Origin of the sequence: Streptomyces spirodelae (assembly GCF_017676385.1) — a bacterium.
Taxonomy (GTDB): Bacteria; Actinomycetota; Actinomycetes; order Streptomycetales; family Streptomycetaceae; genus Streptomyces; species Streptomyces spirodelae.
In genome coordinates this window covers 1-19,076 of the sequence record NZ_JAFFZN010000029.1, presented here as the reverse complement: position 1 = coordinate 19,076, position 19,076 = coordinate 1, and the positions used below count along the sequence as shown (strand labels likewise).

15 protein-coding genes are annotated in these 19,076 nt (G+C 71.5%); 13 read left to right on the top strand and 2 right to left on the bottom strand.

Going from position 1 to position 19,076, the window contains the following annotated elements:
- The first annotated feature begins 43 nt into the window (after positions 1-43).
- The 4 genes from JW592_RS26270 (at position 44) to JW592_RS26255 (ending at position 4,605) form a co-directional block, all read left to right on the top strand.
- Positions 44-1,234: an ABC transporter ATP-binding protein gene (locus tag JW592_RS26270; RefSeq protein ID WP_209267727.1), complete on the top strand. Its 1,191-nt coding sequence runs from the start codon at positions 44-46 to the stop codon at positions 1,232-1,234.
- Complete coding sequence (locus tag JW592_RS26265) at positions 1,231-2,202, top strand: ABC transporter permease (protein WP_209267726.1); 972 nt, start codon at positions 1,231-1,233, stop codon at positions 2,200-2,202. The genes JW592_RS26270 and JW592_RS26265 overlap by 4 nt, the downstream gene beginning before the upstream one ends.
- A complete protein-coding gene (locus JW592_RS26260) occupies positions 2,202-3,047 on the top strand; it encodes an ABC transporter permease (protein WP_229376895.1) in 846 nt (281 codons plus the stop codon). Before JW592_RS26265 ends, JW592_RS26260 begins: the two co-directional genes overlap by 1 nt.
- A 127-nt stretch (positions 3,048-3,174) precedes the next feature.
- On the top strand, positions 3,175-4,605 hold the full coding sequence (locus tag JW592_RS26255) for an NAD(P)/FAD-dependent oxidoreductase (protein WP_209267786.1): 1,431 nt from the start codon (positions 3,175-3,177) through the stop codon (positions 4,603-4,605).
- A gap of 35 nt (positions 4,606-4,640) precedes the next feature.
- On the opposite strand, the gene JW592_RS26250 is transcribed toward JW592_RS26255, so the two are convergent.
- Together JW592_RS26250 and gabT are read right to left on the bottom strand one after the other, a co-directional pair.
- Positions 4,641-5,204, bottom strand: a complete 564-nt coding sequence (locus tag JW592_RS26250; protein WP_307805553.1) for a phosphatase PAP2 family protein — start codon at positions 5,202-5,204, stop codon at positions 4,641-4,643.
- A 647-nt stretch (positions 5,205-5,851) separates the two neighbouring features.
- The gene (gene gabT, locus JW592_RS26245; RefSeq protein ID WP_209267724.1) at positions 5,852-7,210 is read right to left on the bottom strand and encodes a 4-aminobutyrate--2-oxoglutarate transaminase; all 1,359 of its coding nucleotides are present in this window, start codon (positions 7,208-7,210) and stop codon (positions 5,852-5,854) included.
- 324 nt (positions 7,211-7,534) lie between these two features.
- Here gabT and JW592_RS26240 point away from each other — a divergent pair, with 324 nt between their 5' ends.
- The 9 genes from JW592_RS26240 to JW592_RS26200 all read left to right on the top strand — a co-directional run.
- The gene (locus JW592_RS26240) at positions 7,535-9,817 is read left to right on the top strand and encodes a type IV secretory system conjugative DNA transfer family protein (protein WP_209267723.1); all 2,283 of its coding nucleotides are present in this window, start codon (positions 7,535-7,537) and stop codon (positions 9,815-9,817) included.
- A 106-nt stretch (positions 9,818-9,923) separates the two neighbouring features.
- Positions 9,924-12,071 carry a PucR family transcriptional regulator gene (locus tag JW592_RS26235; RefSeq protein WP_209267722.1) on the top strand — a complete coding sequence of 716 codons (2,148 nt, stop codon included), beginning with the start codon at positions 9,924-9,926 and terminating at the stop codon, positions 12,069-12,071.
- A 294-nt stretch (positions 12,072-12,365) separates the two neighbouring features.
- The gene (locus tag JW592_RS26230) at positions 12,366-13,820 is read left to right on the top strand and encodes an aldehyde dehydrogenase family protein (protein ID WP_209267721.1); all 1,455 of its coding nucleotides are present in this window, start codon (positions 12,366-12,368) and stop codon (positions 13,818-13,820) included.
- A gap of 229 nt (positions 13,821-14,049) precedes the next feature.
- Positions 14,050-14,640: a TetR/AcrR family transcriptional regulator gene (locus JW592_RS26225; RefSeq protein ID WP_372446579.1), complete on the top strand. Its 591-nt coding sequence runs from the start codon at positions 14,050-14,052 to the stop codon at positions 14,638-14,640.
- Positions 14,637-15,572, top strand: coding sequence for a phosphotriesterase family protein (locus JW592_RS26220; RefSeq protein ID WP_209267719.1), 936 nt, complete (start codon positions 14,637-14,639; stop codon positions 15,570-15,572). The genes JW592_RS26225 and JW592_RS26220 overlap by 4 nt, the downstream gene beginning before the upstream one ends.
- Positions 15,573-15,767: 195 nt before the next feature.
- On the top strand, positions 15,768-16,538 hold the full coding sequence (locus tag JW592_RS26215) for a metallophosphoesterase (protein WP_209267718.1): 771 nt from the start codon (positions 15,768-15,770) through the stop codon (positions 16,536-16,538).
- Positions 16,539-16,645: 107 nt separating this feature from the next.
- Positions 16,646-16,789, top strand: a complete 144-nt coding sequence (locus JW592_RS26210) for a hypothetical protein (RefSeq protein WP_209267717.1) — start codon at positions 16,646-16,648, stop codon at positions 16,787-16,789.
- A gap of 246 nt (positions 16,790-17,035) precedes the next feature.
- A complete protein-coding gene (locus JW592_RS26205; RefSeq protein WP_229376893.1) occupies positions 17,036-18,373 on the top strand; it encodes a sensor histidine kinase in 1,338 nt (445 codons plus the stop codon).
- 34 nt (positions 18,374-18,407) lie between these two features.
- Positions 18,408-19,076, top strand: a 669-nt coding sequence (locus tag JW592_RS26200; RefSeq protein ID WP_307805559.1) for a response regulator, incomplete at its 3' end; no start/stop codon positions are given.

Sequence of the window (19,076 nt, the reverse complement as noted above, 5' to 3'; positions counted from 1 at the left end):
CCCCTCCAGCTGTGGGACCGGCCCGCCTCCCCGAGGACCGGCCATGACCATCACCCTTTCCGGTATAACCAAGACCTTCGGCGACTTCACCGCCGTCCATCCGCTCGACCTCACCGTCCCCGAGGGCTCCTTCTTCGCCCTGCTGGGCGCCTCGGGCTGCGGCAAGACCACCACCCTGCGCATGATCGCGGGCCTGGAGGAGCCGACGTCCGGCACCATCCTGCTCGGCGACGACGACATCACCCACCTCCCGCCGCACAAGCGCCCCGTCAACACCGTCTTCCAGAACTACGCGCTCTTCCCCCATCTGGACGTCTCGGAGAACATCGCCTTCGGGCTGCGGCGCCGCGGGGTGAAATCCGTGAGCAAGCAGGTCGCGGAGATGCTCGACCTCGTCCAGCTGGGCGACATGGCCCGCCGCAAGCCACGCCAGCTCTCCGGCGGACAGCAGCAGCGCGTCGCACTGGCCCGCGCGCTGATCAACCGCCCCCAGGTCCTCCTCCTCGACGAGCCGCTGGGCGCCCTCGACCTCAAGCTGCGCCGCCAGATGCAGCTGGAGCTCAAGCGCATCCAGACAGAGGTCGGCATCACCTTCGTGCACGTCACCCACGACCAGGAAGAGGCCATGACCATGGCCGACAGCGTCGCCGTGATGTACGGCGGGCGCGTCGAGCAACTGGGTCCGCCCGCCGAGCTGTACGAGAACCCCCGCTCCACCTTCGTGGCCAACTTCCTGGGGACCTCCAACCTGATCGAGGCGCAGGTGGTCTCCGGAGCCACCGCGGAGTCGGACGAGCTCCGCCTCCGGACGGTGGGCGACGACACCGCCCTGCGGCTGCCGGCCGCCCGCTGCGCCGTCGAAGGCGTGGAAGAGGGCGCGAAGGTGCTGGTCGGCGTGCGGCCGGAGAAGATTTCCCTCACCCACACCGACGGCCCGGACACCGCCTCCGAAAGCGTCGCGGAAGGCGCTCCCGCTCCCGCAGGTGTTCCCGCAGGCGTTCCCGAGGGCCACAACCGGCTCACCGGGCGGATCACGGACGCCAGCTACCTCGGTGTCTCCTGGCAGTACCTCATCGAGACCCCGGCGTGCTCCGAGCTCACCGTCTACGAGCAGAACGTGGCGCGCGACAGCCGCCTCACGCCCGGCGCGCACGTCGTACTCCACTGGCGCCCGGAGCACACCTTCGCGCTGGACGCGGCACAGGACGCTGCGGCGGGCGAGGAGGCCATATGACTGCCGTAGCGCCCCCCTCGCCCTCCGGTCCCGCATCCGCAGGCGCGGCGCCCCCGGCGGGGAAGGACCCCGACGGCGCGGTCGCCGAAGCCGGTGCCGGCCGGGCGCGCCGTGGACTGACCCCCTACTGGCTGCTGCTGCCCGCCGGGCTCTGGCTCGCCGTCTTCTTCGTCGCTCCCCTCTTCTACCAGGCGTCCACCTCCGTGCAGAGCGGCTCGCTGGAAGAGGGCTTCCGCGTCACCTGGCAGTTCTCGAACTACACCGACGCACTGGGCACCTACGGCGAGCACTTCGTCCGCTCGTTCTGCTACGCGGCCGTCGCCACGGCGCTGTGCCTGTTCATCGGCTATCCGCTCGCCTACATGATCGCCCTGCGGGCCGGCCGCTGGCGCAACCTGGTCCTGGTCATGGTGATCGCGCCGTTCTTCACCAGCTTCCTCATCCGCACCCTGGCCTGGAAGACGATCCTGTCCGACGGCGGCCCGGTCGTGGGCGCCCTCAGCTCCCTGCACATCCTCGATGTGACCCACTGGCTGGGGCTGACCGCCGACGACCGCGTGCTGGCCACCCCGCTCGCGGTGGTGTGCGGGCTGACGTACAACTTCCTCCCGTTCATGATCCTGCCGCTCTACAGCTCGCTGGAGCGGATCGACACCTCGCTCCTCGAAGCGGCCCGCGACCTCTACGCCAAGCCGTCCACGACGTTCCGCAAGGTGACCTTCCCGCTCTCGCTGCCCGGCGTGGTGGCCGGCACCCTGCTCACCTTCATCCCGGCTTCCGGCGACTACATCAACGCCCAACTGCTGGGCTCCCCCAGTGAGCAGATGGTCGGCAACGCCATTCAGAAGCAGTTCCTCAACGTCCTCGACTACCCGACGGCGGCGGCGATGTCCTTCATCCTGATGGCGCTCATTCTGCTCATGGTCAGCGTCTATATGCGCAAGGCCGGAACGGAGGAGCTGGTCTGATGTCCACCACCGCCCCAACCTCACCCCGTGCCGGCTCCCACGTGCTGGCCGCACCGGTGCGCTGGCTGCGCAGGAACGCCGTCGTGCTGGTGGGATCCGCGGCGCTTGCGTATCTGCTGGTGCCCAACCTGGTCGTACTGGCGTTCTCCTTCAACAAGCCTGCCGGACGCTTCAACTACGCGTGGCGCACCTTCTCGACCGACGCCTGGACGGACCCCTGCGGCGTCGCCAACATGTGCAGTTCGCTCGGGCTCAGCCTGCGAATCGCGGTACTGGCCACGCTGATCGCCACGGCGTTCGGGACCTTCGCGGCCTTCGCACTGGCCCGCTACCGCTTCCGGGGCAAAAGCACCACCAACGCGCTGATCTTCCTTCCGATGGCCATGCCCGAGGTCGTGATGGGCGCCTCGCTGGGCACCCTCTTCCTCAACACCCGCGTCCAGTTCGGGTTTGTGACGATCCTGATCGCGCACGTCATGTTCTGCCTGAGCTTTGTGGTCGTCGCCGTCAAAGCGCGGGTGATGAGCATGGACCCCCGTCTCGAAGAGGCCGCACGCGACCTGTACGCCGGGCCCTTCCAGACCTTCTGCCGGGTCACGCTGCCGCTCGCCGCGCCCGGTATCGCCGCCGGCGCAATGCTCAGCTTCGCCCTGTCGTTCGACGACTTCATCATCACCCAGTTCAACGCGGGGCCCTCGACGGTGACCTTCCCGATGTTCGTCTGGGGCGCGGCCCAGCGCGGTGTTCCCGTACAGGTCAACGTGATCGGCTCGGCGATGTTCGTGCTGGCGCTCGTCATCGTCCTGGGAGGCCAGATAGCGGCCAACCGTCGCAAGAGGGTCTGACCGCTGCGGATCCGTCCGCATACCGCCAAGCCCTCCAAACCTGTCAGGCCGCCAACCGTGAAGCCCGCAGGACCAGAGAAGAACGAAAACAGGAGCCGATGACCGTGAGCAGTACCACGAGGAGTCGATAACCGTGAGCGATGCCGTGGCTTCCCAGGCTGCCCTCCGCTCTCTCGCCGACGCCCAGCCCACTCCGTTCTGGCTGGACGACCCCGACCACCGACCCGCCCCCCGACCGGCTCTCGTCGGTGACGAGGAGTGCGACCTTCTGGTCGTAGGCGGCGGCTACAGCGGACTGTGGACCGCGCTGCTGGCCAAGGAGCGCGACCCCGACCGCGACGTGGTGCTCATCGAGGGCGAGGAGGTCGGCTGGGCCGCCTCAGGGCGCAACGGTGGCTTCTGCGCGGCCTCCCTCACCCACGGCTTCGGCAACGGACTCGCCCGCTGGCCGGGCGAGATCGCGGAGCTGGAGCGGCTGGGAGCGCGCAACCTCGACGCCATCGAGGAAACCGTCGCCCGCTACGGCATCGACTGCGACTTCGAGCGCACCGGCGAAATCGCCGTCGCCACCGAGCCCCACCAGGTGGCCGAACTGGAGGAGTGGGAGCGGGAAGCACGCGCCCTGGGGGTGGGGGAGGGGCTGACGCTGCTGGACCGCGACGCGGTGCGCGCCGAGGCCGAGTCGCCGACCTTCCTCGCCGGCCTCTGGGACCGTACGGGCGTGGCCATGGTCAACCCGGCCCGCCTCGCCTGGGGCCTCAAGCGCGCCTGCGAACGGGCCGGCGTCCGCTTCCACGAGCACAGCCCGGCCACCCGGCTGGGCGCCCATGACGCGGGGATCGGGGTGACGACCCCGTACGGCCGGGTACGCGCCAGGCAGGTCGCACTCGGCACCAACGCCTTCCCCTCCCTGCTGCGCCGGGTGCGGCCCTACATCGTCCCCGTCTACGACTACGCGCTGATGACCGAGCCGCTCAGCGAGGAGCAGCGGGCGGCGATCCGCTGGCACAACCGCCAGGGCCTCAGCGACAGCGCCAACCACTTCCACTACTTCCGCATCACCACGGACAACCGCATCCTGTGGGGCGGCTACGACGTCCTCTACCACTACGGCAGCCGCATCTCCCGCGACTTCCACCAGCGCCCCGAGACCTTCGCCAAGCTCGCCCGGCACTTCTTCCGCTGCTTCCCACAGCTGGAGGGCATCCGCTTCACCCACAGCTGGGGCGGCGCCATCGACACCTGCTCGCGCTTCTCCCCCTTCTTCGGCACCGCGATGGACGGTCGCGTCAGCTACGCGGCCGGCTTCACCGGGCTCGGTGTCGGCGCCACCCGCTTCGGCGCCGAGGTGATGCTCGACCTGCTCGCGGGGGAGCGGACGGAGCGCACCGAGCTGGAGATGGTGCGCAAGAAGCCGCTGCCGTTCCCCCCGGAGCCGGTGCGATGGGCCGGAATCGGCCTCACCCAGTGGTCGCTGGCCCGCTCCGACGCCCAGGCCGGACGCCGCAACCTGTGGCTGAAGACCATGGACAAGGTGGGCCTGGGCTTCGACAGCTGAGCGGTCCTCACCGGCCTGCGTCTGCCAGCTGCCTGTCACCGGTGTGCCGTTGTCCGCTTCCGAGCCCGGCGGGCGGTCGCGGCTGCCACGTACAGCAGCAGCACGCTGAGACACCAGCCGGCCACCACATCCAGCGGCCAGTGGTAGCCGCGCCACACCAGCCCCAGCCCATTGCCGACCACGAGCGCGGCTATGAGCGTCCACGCCGGCGCTCGGGCCGCGCGGGGCAGAGCCGGGGACAGCAGGAGCAGCGCGCCACCGAGGGCCACCGCCGCCGTGGCGGCGTGCCCTGACGGGTAGAAGCCCCCGCCGCCCAACGGGCCCGTACGGTCCGTCCATGCCTTCACACCCGCCACCAGCGGTGCCATCAGCCCCACCGCGACCGCGCAGCACAGGACCGGCGGCCAGGTGCGACCCCGCGAGCGCAGCAGCGACAGCGCCATCGCGACGGCGAGCAGCGGCAGCGCCACCTCCATGTTGCCCGCGTCCGCCAGCACCTCGGCGAGGGCACGGGACGGTGCCGTACGGCGCATGGCAGCGCCCAGATCCTCGTCCCCACGGACCAGCGGTCCGTGTGTGAGGACCTGCCAGGTGCCCACAAACAGGACCAGGGCGCATAGGGAGCAAAGAGTGGCGGCCCAGGCTCTTGCGCGTGGGGCAGGGCGTCGTGGGGTGGGTGCGGCGGAACGGGCCGGGAACGTGGCCGGCCGCCCGGGAACCGGGGGGACAGTTCCGGGGCGGCCGTGTCGACCGGGTTCCCGCCGGTCCCGGGGGGTGTGGGACAAGCGGCTATCCGATCGGTGAGGAACGTGCGCGAGGGCACGGCCGGGCCTGTCTTGGGGAGAGACCGGCTCGGGCCAAGAGGCCGGAGGTGGCCCTCCGTGCCTCCCGGCGACTCCTGAAACCGTACGGCAGCGGGGCAGGGCCCGACAGGCGCATTACGCACCGGACATCGGCCCCGCACACATTCTTCACCGGTACCGCTCCCCTGCTGGTCACCGCGCACATGAGCGCCGCCTGTGCCGCCCCACGGTACAGGGCGGCACAGGCGGCGGAACGCGAAAGTGCGGGCGCCTGAGCGCCCGCACTTGGACCGCACTCGGACCGCGTGGCGGTCGGACCGGATCGGACGGACTGGACCGGATCGGACTGGACCGATGGACCGGACTGGACCGATGGACCGGACCGGACCGATGGACCGGACCGGAACGGAGGTCAGGGAGGCGAGGGCCGCACGGGCAGGGCCTCACAGGCCGGTGATCGCGTCCTCCAGGACGTCCAGGCCCTCGTTCAGCAGGTCCTCACCGATGACCAGCGGCGGCAGGAAACGCACCACGTTGCCGTAGGTGCCCGTCGTCAGCACCAGCAGGCCCTGCTGGTGGCACGCCTTGGCCAGCGCGGCGGTGGCCTCCGGGTTGGGCTCCTTGCCGCCCGGCTTCACCAGTTCGATGGCGAGCATGGCGCCCCGGCCGCGGACATCGCCGATGATGTCGGACTTCTCCGCCAGCTTCTCCAGTCGCGGCTTCATGATCTCCTCGATGCGCCGGGCCTTGGCGGGCAGGTCCAGCTCGCGCATCGTCTCGATGGAGCCGAGCGCCGCGGCGCAGGCCACCGGGTTGCCGCCGTAGGTGCCGCCCAGGCCACCGCTGTGCGCGGAGTCCATGATGTCGGCACGGCCGGTGACAGCGGCGAGCGGCAGACCGCCCGCGATGCCCTTCGCCGTGGTGATCAGGTCCGGGACGAGACCCTCGTCCTCGCAGGCGAACCACTGGCCCGTACGGCAGAAGCCGGACTGGATCTCGTCCGCCACGAAGACGATCCCGTTGTCCCGCGCGAACTGCTGGATGCGGGGCAGGAAGCCCTTGGCCGGGACGATGAAGCCGCCCTCGCCCAGCACCGGTTCGATGATGATGGCCGCGACGTTGTCCGGGCCGATCTGCTTGGTGATCTGGTCGATCGCCTGGGCCGCCGCCTCCTCGGCGCAGTTCTCCGGGCCGGTCAGCCAGCGGTAGGGGTAGGCGACCGGAACGCGGTAGACCTCGGGCGCGAACGGGCCGAAGCCGTGCTTGTACGGCATGTTCTTGGACGTGAGCGCCATCGTCAGGTTGGTGCGGCCGTGGTAGCCGTGGTCGAAGACGACGACGGCCTGCCGGCCGGTGTGCGTACGGGCGATCTTGACGGCGTTCTCCACCGCCTCGGCGCCCGAGTTGAACAGCGCGCTCTTCTTCTCGTGGTCACCCGGCGTGACCTTGGCCAGCTCCTCGCAGACCTGCACGTACGGCTCGTACGGCACGACCATCGCACATGTGTGGGTGAAGTCGTTGAGCTGCTCCGTCGCCCGGCGTACCACTGCCTCGGCGCTGTTGCCGACTGAGGTCACGGCGATGCCGGAGCCGAAGTCGATGAACGAGTTGCCGTCCACGTCCTCCAGGACGCCGCCGCCGGCCCGCCGTGCGAAGACCGGCAGCACCGTCCCGATGCCGTTGGCCACCGATGCCTGCTTGCGGGCCATCAGCTCCTGCGACTTGGGCCCGGGGACGGCGGTGACGACACGCCGCTCCTGGGGGAGGGCAGGCCCTCCGGACAGTTCCGTCTTTCCGGTCATAGCGCACTCCTCGGGAGGAACGGGGGTCTGGCACTTCGCAGGCTAGGGGCACGCGCGCGGCCGACACATGCACCGCTCCGGAGAAGTACGGGCGGTTTGTTGGCCACCACGGACATAGGGGCGATCGCTTCGGGCTGGTGAGCCCGGAACGGCCGGTGCATGATCACGTCCATTTCCGCGCCTTTCGGGGGCTGCGGCCGCACCGTCCCGACGGGCGGGACGCTGCCACGGGCCAACTGACGTGGTCGGCCGCTAGATTGGGTGCAGGAGGGCGTCGGCCCGCGAGAGCCGACGCGTCGGGGCGTCAGGGAGCTGAGGCAGCACATGGACATGGGGCTTCCCCACCGGAAGCAGGGCACAGGCAGCACTCACCACACTGCCCCCGCCCCCACCGGGCCGCCCCCGGCGCCGCCCACGCCCTCACCGCCGCCCCCCGTTGCCCCACCCACCGTTGATCCACCCACGGGAGGCGCCACCGTTCCCGCCGCTCGCGGTGTCGAAGCGGGCGCGGCGGGACCGCCACCCATGCCTCCGAGCGCGCCCCAGGCAGGCCCTCCGCTGGCCGACTGGCTGCGGCTGCCCCGCCCGGAGGCGGCCCCCGGTATCTGGCGCTGCGGCTACACCCCGCGCCCCCCGGAAGACCCCGACCGCATCCCGGCCCGCCAGCTCGTCAGCGGCGCGATCATCTCGTTCCTGATGGGGTGGCTGCTGTGGTCGTTGTTGTGGAACGGGTATCTGGGCAGCTACTGGAAATGGCCTCTCCTCGCCCTTACCCCTGAGTCGTGGCGGGAGGAAGACGGTAACCAGATTCTGTTCGTCTGGTCGACATGGCTGTACAGCGGCGCGCTCCTTTTTGGCCTCGCCTTCTTCTTCGGCCGCATCGGCCGCTGGGACGAGCTCGCTCGCCGCGTCTGGGCGCGGATGAAGGGCGAGGGAGGCCGGCAGTCGGGCGGGTTCGTACCGGACGAGGTGCCGGCCGCGGGGCCGTCGCAGGCCCCGGCCCCTCCCGCGCACCTCGACCCCGTCCAGTGGCCCGACCTGCGGGCCGGAGGTGCGAGCGAGGCGGCCGAGCGGCTGGCTGAGGACCTGCGGGCGGGGAGGATGTCCGACGTCGACCATGCGCGTATCGAGCGGGCCTGGCAGACCGTGCGGGCCAGGCCGCAGCGGCTGGGCACCTTCGTGGAGAACGTCGTGCAGCAGGGCGCGGGGGCGTGTGGGCATCCGTCGGGTGCCCGGGATCTTCCGGTGCGGGCTGCCCGGCACGATCTGTCGCTGCGCCAGGTGCGGATCGGGCGGGCGGCCGACTCCGACCGGAACCCGCACGACTACCGGGGCGCGGGCATCGCGCTGGACCCGTCGTTGCTGGGCACGTCGGCGCTCGCGGTGGGGCCGCCCGGTACGGGGAAGACGAGCAAGCTGGCCCGCCCGGTGGTGGAGTCGCTGTGTCTGCAGGCGCTGGCGGGGCAGGCGGCCGTGATCGCGGTGAGCCCCGCGGGGTCGCATTTCGTGCCCGACGACTCGTTCGACCTCGTCCTGCGGCTGGGCCACGCGGGCTCCACGCACGATCTCGATCTCTACGGCGGTACGACCGATCCGGACGAGGCGGCGGGGATGCTCGCCGAGGCGCTGGTCGGGGATCTGGTGGCCGCGCTGCCGGGGGGTGACAGTCGGCGCGCCGCCACGACGTTGGCCCAGCTCATCGGGCCGTTCGCGGCGGTGCACGGGCGGTTTCCCGCCGTTCCGGAGCTGCGTGAGCTGCTGGACGGTGCTCCCGGCGCCCTCGACGCGCTGCGGGAAGCGCTGCGCGCCGACGGGCAACAGGGGCAGCTTCGCGAGCTGGACGCGTTCGAGCGCCAGTCCGGACGGGCCGGGGACATCGCCGCGCTGCTGGCGGACCGGATCGCGTTGCTGGACAGGCCGGCTTTCGCCGACTTCTTCCTGCCGGAGGGCAGCCCCAGGGCCGAGGGGCGGCGTCCGTTCTCGCTGCGGGCGCTGGAGCATCCGCTGCGGGTCCGGATCGACCTTCCGGAGCGGGCGCACGCGGAGGCGTCGCGCATCCTGGCGCGGCTGGTTCTGGCGCAGTTCACGGAGTGTGCGGTGGCGCGCGGTGATCAGTCGCTGTTCGCCTGTCTGGTGCTGGACGACGCGGCGCAGACGGTCACTCCGCAGGCCCTGCGGGGGCTTCAGCGGCTGCGCTCGGTGCACGCGGGTGTTCTGCTGACGCTGCGGGCGCTGGACGATGTGCCCGAGCCGCTCCGTGGCCCGCTGCTGGGCGCTGTGGGGTGCCGGATGGTGTGTGCCGGGGTGACCCCGTGGGACGCCGAGCGGTTCGCCGAGGTGTGGGGCACCGAGTGGGTGCAGACGCGTACGGTCACCAACCGGCAGCTGGTCTCGGACGAGCCCGTCACGCGCGTCCTGCACGCGGTGCGGCGGCTGGCGACCGGCAAGCATGTGACCGCCGAGTCGGTGACCGTGCGCAGTGAGCAGCGGGAGCGCTGGTCGGCCTCCGATCTGGCCAATGAGCTGCAGCCGGAGCACGCGGTGCTCTCCGTCACCACGGTGCGGGGGGAGCGTACGCCGCCGATCCTGACAAAACTGGGAGAGTGAGCCCTGGGACTGGGGGAGTGAGCCCAGGAGGGAGCCGGAGCCCCGAACCGAGGCCACATATGTGAGGGGCCGAAAACAGTCAGACGGCTGTACGGTGAAGTGCGTTATGCCACCGACTCTTGCCACGCTCGTCCAGAACTCCGCGCTCCGCCTCTCCGTGCTCGCGGGGCACGACAGGCTGGATGCCGCCGTGCGGTGGGCGCACGCCAGTGAGCTCGCCGATCCGACGCCGTACATGGACGGCGGGGAGCTCATTCTGTTCACGGGGCTCAAGCTGGACGCGGCCGACCCCGAGGCGATGCGCGCCTACGTGGAGAAGCTGGTGAGCAAGGGCGTGGTGGGGCTGGGCTTCGCCGCGGGCGTCAACTACGAGGGCGTGCCACAGCCCCTCGTGGACGCCTGCCGTGAAGCGGATCTCCCGCTGCTCGAGGTGCCCAGGCGCACCCCGTTCATCGCGATCAGCAAGGCGGTCTCGGCGGACATCGCCGCCGAGCAGTACCGCGCTGTGACCGCCGGTTTCGACGCACAGCGCGAGATGACCCGCGCCGCGCTCTCCCGGGAGGGGCCTTCCGCGCTGCTCGCCCGGCTGGCCTCGCAGGTCGACGGGTGGGCCGCGCTGTACGACGCCTCCGGATCGGTCGTCGCCACGGCCCCTGCCTGGGCGGTGCGGCGGGCGGCCCGTTTCGTCGGTGACGCCGAGCGGCTGCGGGACCGTCCCACGCCCGCCAGCGCGGTGGTCAGCGAGGCGGACAGCGGGGACGACCGGGTCGAGCTCCAGTCGATCGGCAGCGGCCGACGCGCCAAGGCCGTGCTGGCCGTGGGCACGGCGGCGCCGCTCGGTACGGCCGAGCGGTACGCGGTGAACTCGGCCATAGCGCTGCTGACCCTGACCATGGAGCGGTCCCGCGCACTGCAGGAGGCCGAGCAGCGGTTGGGTGCGGCTGTGCTCAAGATGCTGCTCGTCGGCGAGGGCGAGCACGCGCGCGCCGTTGCGGGGCAGCTTTACGGCGGGCTGCTGGACGCCCCGATGCGGGTGATCGTCGCAGAGCCGGCGTCGGCTGCGGCGGCGCGCTTCGCGCAGGAGTCCATCGCGGCGGTCCACACCTCCGCCACGCCGCCGTCGGCCCCGGCGGTGCCGACCCCGTCAGCGGCGCGTCCTTCGCCGGTGTCCAGTGGCTATCTGGCCCGTGCGGGCGAGCCGTGCGGGCTGACTGATCTGGCAGCCACGGCGGGTACGCCCGGTGCCGTGTCCGGCGCTGCCGATCCGGCCAGGGCCGCTGTCCCGAAACCGGCGGGGAAGCCGGGCGCGGTGAAGAGCGCCACAGGGAAGTCGTCCGTGGCCAGTCCCGCAGCGGCGAGAGCCGGTGCGGTCGAAGGCGTCGCGTCCCAGCCTGCCGCACAGTCGGCGAAGTCGCAGGCTGCCGCGGGTCGGGACGGCTCGGCGTCGTCCTCGGCGTCGTCCGCAGTGTCGGGGACCTCTTCGGCGCCCTCCGTGCCCGCCACCGTCACCGCTCACGTGTCCGCCACCACGTCGCCCGCCACCTCCGGCACCGCTCCGGCGGCCTCCGGCGTGGTGGTCGGCGCGGGTGGCGGCCCCCAGGCCGACGCGTCCGACACCGGGCGGCTGGGCCGGATCGTCTGGCCTCTCGAAGAGCTCGCCGACGCGGTCGAGACCGCGGCGGCGCGCAACGGTGAGGCCGTGCTGGTGGTGCCCGACGGGGCGCGCCTGGTGGTGCTCGCCTCGGACGGCGGTGCGGCCGTGGCAGTCTGCGCGGAGTTCGCCGCGACGGCTGACGCCGCGCAGCCGGGCCGCCGTCCCGGTGGGGGCGGCGAGGAGGGGCTGGCGATCGGTGTCTCCGCGCCCGTGGGCCTGTCCGCCGCAGCCGTCGCCTTCAAGCAGGCCGACCAGGCGCTGTCCGTGGCCAGGCGGCGCGGTGTGCCCCTGGTGGAGCACGAGGATGTCGCGGCGGGCTCGGTGCTGCCGTTGCTGGCCGACGACGCGGTGCGGGCCTTCGCCGACGGACTGCTGCGCTCACTGCGCGAGCACGATGCGAACGGCAGGGGTGATCTGGTCGCCTCGCTGCGTGCCTGGCTGTCCCGGCACGGCCAGTGGGACGCCGCCGCCGCCGAGCTGGGTGTGCACCGTCACACCCTGCGGTACCGCATGCGCCGGGTCGAGGAGATCCTGGGCCGCTCCCTCGACGACCCTGACGTGCGTATGGAGCTGTGGCTGGCCTTGAAGGCGACCGGCTGAGCGTCGGCTGTCCCGTCCCGGAAGCCTCCTTCGCCTCCGGTTGGCCCCGACCGCCTCAGGGCATCCCGCGTACCCACTGCGGCGGGCGCCTACGACGCCACCGTCGGCCCTCACGAAAGCACCGACAGGGGGCATCGCGCGGGTCTCCGGTCGTACCGGGACAAGCCGTACAGCGACAATCCGTAGTGTCGCGCCGTCCAAGTGCTCCATCCCGGCGAAGAAGCGGGTGGGCCTCGACGCCCTACCGTGGAGCTGGAACCGAGCCCCTCTCCCGCATCCGGAAGGCGATCCGCAGTGACGACAGCGACTTCTCCTCACGCATTCTGGCTCGCCGGCCGCAAGGCCACCGGCGACAGCACGCTCGATGTCACCTCGCCCTGGGACGGCAGGCGCGTCGGCACCGTCAGCATTCCCACCTCCGAGCAGGTGGAGGAGGCCGTGGCCGCCGCGGCCGCGGTGGCCGACGAGTTCTCCGCCACCCCGGCGCACGTCCGTGCCGCCGCGCTCGACCACATCACGCGCCGCCTCGTGGAGCGTACGGACGAGATCGCGCAGCTGATCTCGGCGGAGAACGGCAAGCCCATGAAGTGGGCGCGCGGTGAGGTCGGCCGCTGCATCTCCGTCTTCCGCTGGGCTGCCGAGGAGGCCCGCCGCTTCAACGGGGGCGAGGCCCAGCGGCTCGACTCGGACGCGGGCGGCACGGGCAGGCTCGCCTTCACCCGGCGCTTCCCCTACGGCCCGGTGCTGGGCATCGCGCCGTTCAACTTCCCGCTGAACCTGTGCGCCCACAAGGTCGCCCCGGCGCTCGCGGTCGGCACCCCGATCATCCTCAAGCCGGCGCCCGCCACCCCGCTGTCCGGGCTGATCCTGGGCGAGCTGCTGGCCGAGACGGAGCTGCCGGCCGGTTCGTGGTCGGTGCTGCCGGTGCCGAACGACCAGATGCCGGGGCTGGTGCAGGACGAGCGGCTGCCGATCATCTCCTTCACCGGCTCGGCGCCGGTCGGCTGGTCCATCCTCGACTCCGCGCCGCGCAAGCGCGTCACGCTGGAGCTGGGCGGCAACGGCGCGGCTGTCGTACTGGCCGACTACTCCTCCGAAGCGGACCTGGACTGGGCGGCCCAGCGGATCGCCACCTTCTCCAACTACCAGGCGGGCCAGTCCTGCATCTCCGTGCAGCGGGTGGTCGCGGACGCCTCGGTCTACGACCGGCTGGTGCCCAAGGTGGTGGCGGCCGTCGAGGCGCTGAAGACCGGTGACCCCTCGGACGAGTCCACCGATGTGGGTCCGCTGGTGAGCGAGGACGCCGCGCGCCGTGTCGAGTCCTGGATCGGCGAGGCCGTGGCCGCCGGCGCCAAGGTGCTCACGGGTGGCAAGCGGGACGGCGCGACGGTGGAGCCGACGGTGCTGGAGAACGTGCCCGCCGACACCCAGATCGGCTGCGAGGAGGTCTTCGGCCCGGTCATGTCGTTCGTGAAGGTGAACGGCGAGAAGGAGGCGTTCGCTGCCGTCAACGACTCCAAGTACGGGTTGCAGGCCGGTCTGTTCACCCACGATGTGCAGGTTGCCTTCCGTGCGCACCGGGAGCTGGAGGTCGGCGGTGTCGTCGTCGGCGATGTGCCGTCCTACCGTGCGGACCAGATGCCGTACGGCGGCGTCAAGGAGTCCGGTGTGGGCCGCGAGGGTGTGCGGTTCGCGATGGAGGACTACACCTACGAGCGCGTCATGGTGCTGACCGGCCTCGACCTCTGAGTCCTCTGCGCCCTCTGAGTTCCCTGAGTCCTCTGAGTTCTCGGCGTTTCAAGAGCCACTTCCGAGTCCGACCGCCTGTCGCCTGTCCGGCCGAAACTTCTGCCGGGCAGGCGGGCGGATACGGAACGCGACTGCTGCCGCTCCCCCTCCCCCTGCGGCAGCAGTCGCGCGGTCGTTTTTGGAGACGGTGGTACCGGGTTGTGTACCTATCAGTATGTACAGTGCTGCCATGAGCGGTACCGACACGGCACGGAAGCTGATCGAGACCACCCAGGAACTCCTGTGGGAGCGCGGCTACGTGGGCACGAGCCCCCGTGCCATCCAGCAGCGCGCGGGTGTCGGCCAGGGCAGCATGTACCACCACTTCGGAGGCAAGCCCGACCTGGCACGGGCAGCGGTGCGCAAGAGCGCCGAGGAGATGCGCGCGGCAGCCGACGCCGACCTCTCGCGCGAGGGGATGGCCCGGGAGCGCGTACGGGCCTATTTGAGCCGCGAACGTGCCGTGCTGCGTGGCTGCAGGGTAGGCGGACTCGCCCAGGACCCGGACGTGATCGCGGACCCCGGGCTGCGCGCCCCGCTGCGGGAGACCTTCGACTGGCTGCGCGGCCGACTGACGGAGGTACTGGAAGAGGGGCGGGCGGCAGGCGAGTTCGGCCCGGGCTTCGACCCGGCCGCCACGGCGGCCACCATCGTCGCCGTCGTCCAGGGCGGCTATGTACTCGCGCGCTCGGCCGACGACCCCGGCCCCTTCCACCAGGCGGCCGACGGCCTGCTGCGGCTCCTGGACGCCTCGGTGACCAGTGGGCGCGGTGCCTCGTGAAGCATGGAGAAGAGGGGGAAGAGCAGGCGGTCCCGGCCGTCCGCACCGTGGAGGGCGACATACCCGGTGCGGAACTCGGCGTCTGCGACGCGCACGACCATCTGTTCCTGCGCAGCCCTCAGCTCCCCGGCCAGGAACTCGCCGACTCCGAAGCCGCCGAGCAGCAGCTGCGGGCGTTCGCAGGCCACGGCGGGCAGAGTCTTGTGCAGTGGACGCCCCACGGGATGGGCCGCCACTCCGGGGCGCTGGTGGAGCTGGCCCGGCGCACCGGCGTACGCCTGGTCGCCGCGACCGGACTGCACCAGGCACAGCACTACACAGGGGAGCTGCCGCCCGACCCGGCGCGGCTCTTCGTCGAAGAGCTGACCGAGGGCGTACGCGGCGCTGTCTGCGGTGAGTCGCCCCGGGCGGGTCTGATCAAGGTCGCAGGCGACTTCCACGGGCTCGGCGCCCACGCGCGGCGGACCATGGCGGCGGCGGCCGAGGCACACCACGCGACAGGTGCGCCGATCGCCGTCCACCTCGAGCTGGGCACCGGCGCGGCGGAGGTCCTGGCGTTCCTGTGCGACGAGCACGAAGTACCGCCCTCCAGCGTGCTGCTGGGGCATCTGGGGCGCTGCCCGGATGTGCGGATGCAGCGCGAGGCGGCGCAGTCGGGTGCGTGGCTGGTTTTCGACGGTCCTTCGCGCACCCATCACGCGACTGACTGGCGCCTTTTCGACAGCCTCGCCGATCTGTTGGAGCGGGGCTACGGCGGCCGGGTGCTGCTGGGCGGTGACACGGTAACGGCGACCGCGCGAGCGGAGACCGGAGTGCCGTACGTGACGCGTGTTCTGCGGCCCCGCGTCACCAGGGAGCTGGGGGATGAGGCGGCGCGGCGGATCTTCGTGGACAACCCGGCCCGCGCTTTCGCCGTCCTCTGGAAGAGCTGAACGCCGTCGACCGGAAGGCACCGTCCACCGGAAGAGCTGAGCACCGTGGTCCGCGATCCAGGGGTGATCCGCCACGGGCCCTGGAAACCCACCAAGCGGGATCGCCGCTGAGCGGGACCCCCGCAGGGCGGAAGCCCCCGCCGAGCGGAACTCGAAGAGCACGCCTGAGCCACACGACGAAGCGAGGACCAACGAATGTTCGCCTTTGCGCAGTTCAGTGACATCCATCTCGGCCAGGACAGGGGAGACGGTGGCGCACGTGCCCGCGAGCGCGCCGAACGCGTGCTCGCCTACCTGGCCGGACTGCCTGGCGAACTCGACGCCGTCCTGCTCACCGGGGACATCGCCGACCACGGCGAGGAGGCCGAATACACCCTGGCGGCGAAGCTGTTCGCCGACCACGGGGTGCTGCCACTGATCTGTCCCGGCAACCACGACGCACGCGGCCCCTACCGCTCCGTACTGCTGAACGGGGACGCGGCCGATGTCTCACCCGTCAACCAGGCGCACCAGCTGCTGGGCGCCACCCTCCTGATGTGCGACTCCAGCGTGCCCGGCAAGGGGCACGGTCATCTGGACGACGCCACCCTCACCTGGCTCGACCAGGCGCTGGCCGGAGCGCCGGACGACAAGCCCGCCTTCGTCTGCTTCCACCACCCGCCGCTCGCGCTGCACGGACAGTACGTCGACCCGATCCGGCAGTTCGGCGAGGAGCGGCTGGCAGAGGTGGTCGGCAGGCACGGCAATGTGGCGGGTCTGTTGTGCGGGCACAGCCACACCCCGGCCGTCACCACCTTCGCGGGGCTGCCGCTGGTCGCGGCGCCCGGCGTGGTCTCCACCCTGAAGATGCCCTGGGAGGGCGAGGAGGGCGGCCCGATCGACTACGAGCTGCCGCCGGCGATCGCCTTCCATGTATACGACGACGAGGGCAGGCTGACGACCCACTTCCGTGTCGTGCCTGAGTGATCTCCCCCTTCCGCGCTGTCCGATCGCACTACAGTGCTTCGAGAACGCGGGTTTGAGGTACTCGTGTGCGATCGGCGGCTCGGAGACCCGCAGGGGAGATGGGGTTCATGCGGCTACGCGAGGAGTGGCGGCGCCGAGGGCTCGGCCGCGCCCTGACCATCGTCATCGCGGTTGTCGCACTGCTGCTGTTGGTCGTCACAGTCGTGCTGATGCTCAGCGGCCACTCGGCGACGAACAGCACCACGCCCTGAGGCTGCTCAGCGGCCACGGTTCCCCCGTTCCGTGACCCGCCCCCGTCCCCTCGGGGCGTGGCGCTCTTCCCGATACTTGAAGGTACGCGCCCTGGGTCGGCTGGTCGTCACCGTACGGCGGTAAGTGGAAGCTGTCCTTCTGCGGTACTCGATGACCGCCCTCGTACCAGTGCGGTAGGCAGCGGGTGCTCCACACAGCGCGTCCGGTGGATGAGGGCGCCGCGGGTGGATCGTTACGCTGCGACGATGCGGAGCACGACGGCCTGGACCCGACTGCGCCAGTGGGCCGAGCGCGTGCCGGCCGTGGCGTACGACAGCGCCATAACGCTCGCCATCACGACGGTCAGCCTGCTACTGGGCAACGACCGGGTCCCGGCGGGCTGGTCGGGGCTCGACGCCACGGGCGTGGCGCTGACCTGTGCGGTGAACCTGCCGCTGGTCGCCCGCCGCCGTATCCCGTTCACGCTGTGCCTGGTGGTACTGGCCGTCTGGACCGTGTACGTGGCGCTCGACTACTGGCCTGTCGTCAACACCCTCGGCCCGCTCCTCGCCCTCTACACGGTCGCCTCGATGCGTCCGCTGCGCGAGGCGGCGCTGTGCGCGCTGCTGCTGGCGGCGGTATGGAACTTCGCGGGGACGACAGGCCAGGAGAGCTCCTGGGCCACCGTGCTCGGCCAGAGCGTGCTCTACACCAGCGTCATCTGCGGCTTCGGCCATCTGGCGCGCAAGTCGGCGCAGCGCAACATCGAACTGGCCCGGCTGACCGGCCAGTTGCGCCGTGAACGGGCGGGTGCCGAACGGCGTGCTGTCGCCGAGGAGCGGGTCCGTATCGCCCGCGAACTGCACGACGTGGTGGCACACCACATGTCGGTGATATCCGTGCAGGCGGGGCTGGCGGGCTATGTCTTCGACACGGACCCGCAGACCGCGCGCGGCGCGCTGGGCACCATCGCCGACACCTCGACAGAGGCGCTGGCCGAACTGCGCCGCCTGCTGGCCGTGCTGCGTGTGGAGGGCGGGGACCGCCCGGGGGACGGCGGCCCGCGGCTCGTCCAGGGCACCGACGACCAGGCGGAGTTCGGCCCGGCGCCCGGTCTCGACCAGCTCCCTGAACTCGCCGACCGGGTACGCGGCGCAGGCATCCCCGTGCAGTTCACCGTCGTCGGCGAGCCGCGCCCCCTGGCGCCCGGCGCGGGGCAGTGTGCCTACCGCGTCGTCCAGGAAGCGCTCACCAACGTGCTCAAGCACGCCTACCCGGCGCAGGCCGCCGTCACCGTCACCTATGAGTCGCGGGAGTTGACGGTGACGGTCACCGACGACGGCGGCGCACACCACGGCCGGTACCGGAGCCCCACCGGTGGCCGTACGCGCGGTGGCGCGAAAGGGGACCGTACCGGGCGCGCGGGCCATGGCGCGGGCGGCACGGGCCGGGGGCTTCCGGTCCCGCCGGGAACCGGCTCCCCGCCCCCGGGCGGGCACGGCTTGATTGGGATGCGGGAGCGCGCAAGGATCTACGGGGGCCGGCTGCATGCCGGGCCACGGGCGAGCGGTGGATTCGAGGTACGGCTGATCCTCCCCGCCTGACGGCCAGGAGGGGACACACACGGTGACGATCAGGGTGCTCGTCGTCGACGACCAGGTGCTCATCAGGGCGGGCGTCGCCGCTCTGCTGCGTGCCGCACCGGACATGGAGGTGGTCGGCGAGGCGTCCGACGGTGACGAGGCCGTCCAACTCGCCGCCGAGCAGCGGCCCGACGTCATCCTGATGGACATCCGGATGCCCGGCACCAGCGGTATCACCGCCACCGAGCGCATCCTGGAGGCGAGCGACGAGCCCCGCCCCCGCATCCTGGTGCTGACCACCTTCGACCTGGACGAGTACGTCTACGCCGCGCTGCGCGCGGGGGCCTGCGGGTTCCTGCTCAAGGACACCGGGCCGCAGCGGCTGCTGGCGGCCATCGCCGCGGTCGCCGAGGGCGACACCCTCTTCTCGCCGAGCGTCACCCGCCGCCTGATCGAGGCGTACGCCCCGCAGCCGGACCCCGCAGGCCCGCCGCCCGAGACGCTCGATGTGCTCACCGGCCGGGAGCTGGACGTGCTTCGTCTGGTGGCGGGCGGGCTCTCCAATCCGGAGATCGCCGAGGCCCTGGTCATCAGCGAGTCCACGGTCAAGACGCACCTCAACCGCACGATGGCCAAGCTGGACATCGGCAGCCGCGCGCAGGCCGTCGTGCTCGCCTACGAGACCGGGCTGGTCACCCCGGGCGGCGGCCACACCGGCGGCCCG

Coding starts and splice junctions, on each gene's coding strand:
- JW592_RS26270 (WP_209267727.1), top strand. CDS start 44: ATGACCATCACCCTTTCCGGTATAACCAAGACCTTCGGCGACTTCACC.
- JW592_RS26265 (WP_209267726.1), top strand. CDS start 1,231: ATGACTGCCGTAGCGCCCCCCTCGCCCTCCGGTCCCGCATCCGCAGGC.
- JW592_RS26260 (WP_229376895.1), top strand. CDS start 2,202: ATGTCCACCACCGCCCCAACCTCACCCCGTGCCGGCTCCCACGTGCTG.
- gabT (WP_209267724.1), bottom strand. CDS start 7,210: ATGACCGGAAAGACGGAACTGTCCGGAGGGCCTGCCCTCCCCCAGGAG.
- JW592_RS26240 (WP_209267723.1), top strand. CDS start 7,535: ATGGACATGGGGCTTCCCCACCGGAAGCAGGGCACAGGCAGCACTCAC.
- JW592_RS26235 (WP_209267722.1), top strand. CDS start 9,924: ATGCCACCGACTCTTGCCACGCTCGTCCAGAACTCCGCGCTCCGCCTC.
- JW592_RS26225 (WP_372446579.1), top strand. CDS start 14,050: ATGAGCGGTACCGACACGGCACGGAAGCTGATCGAGACCACCCAGGAA.
- JW592_RS26215 (WP_209267718.1), top strand. CDS start 15,768: ATGTTCGCCTTTGCGCAGTTCAGTGACATCCATCTCGGCCAGGACAGG.
- JW592_RS26210 (WP_209267717.1), top strand. CDS start 16,646: ATGCGGCTACGCGAGGAGTGGCGGCGCCGAGGGCTCGGCCGCGCCCTG.
- JW592_RS26205 (WP_229376893.1), top strand. CDS start 17,036: ATGCGGAGCACGACGGCCTGGACCCGACTGCGCCAGTGGGCCGAGCGC.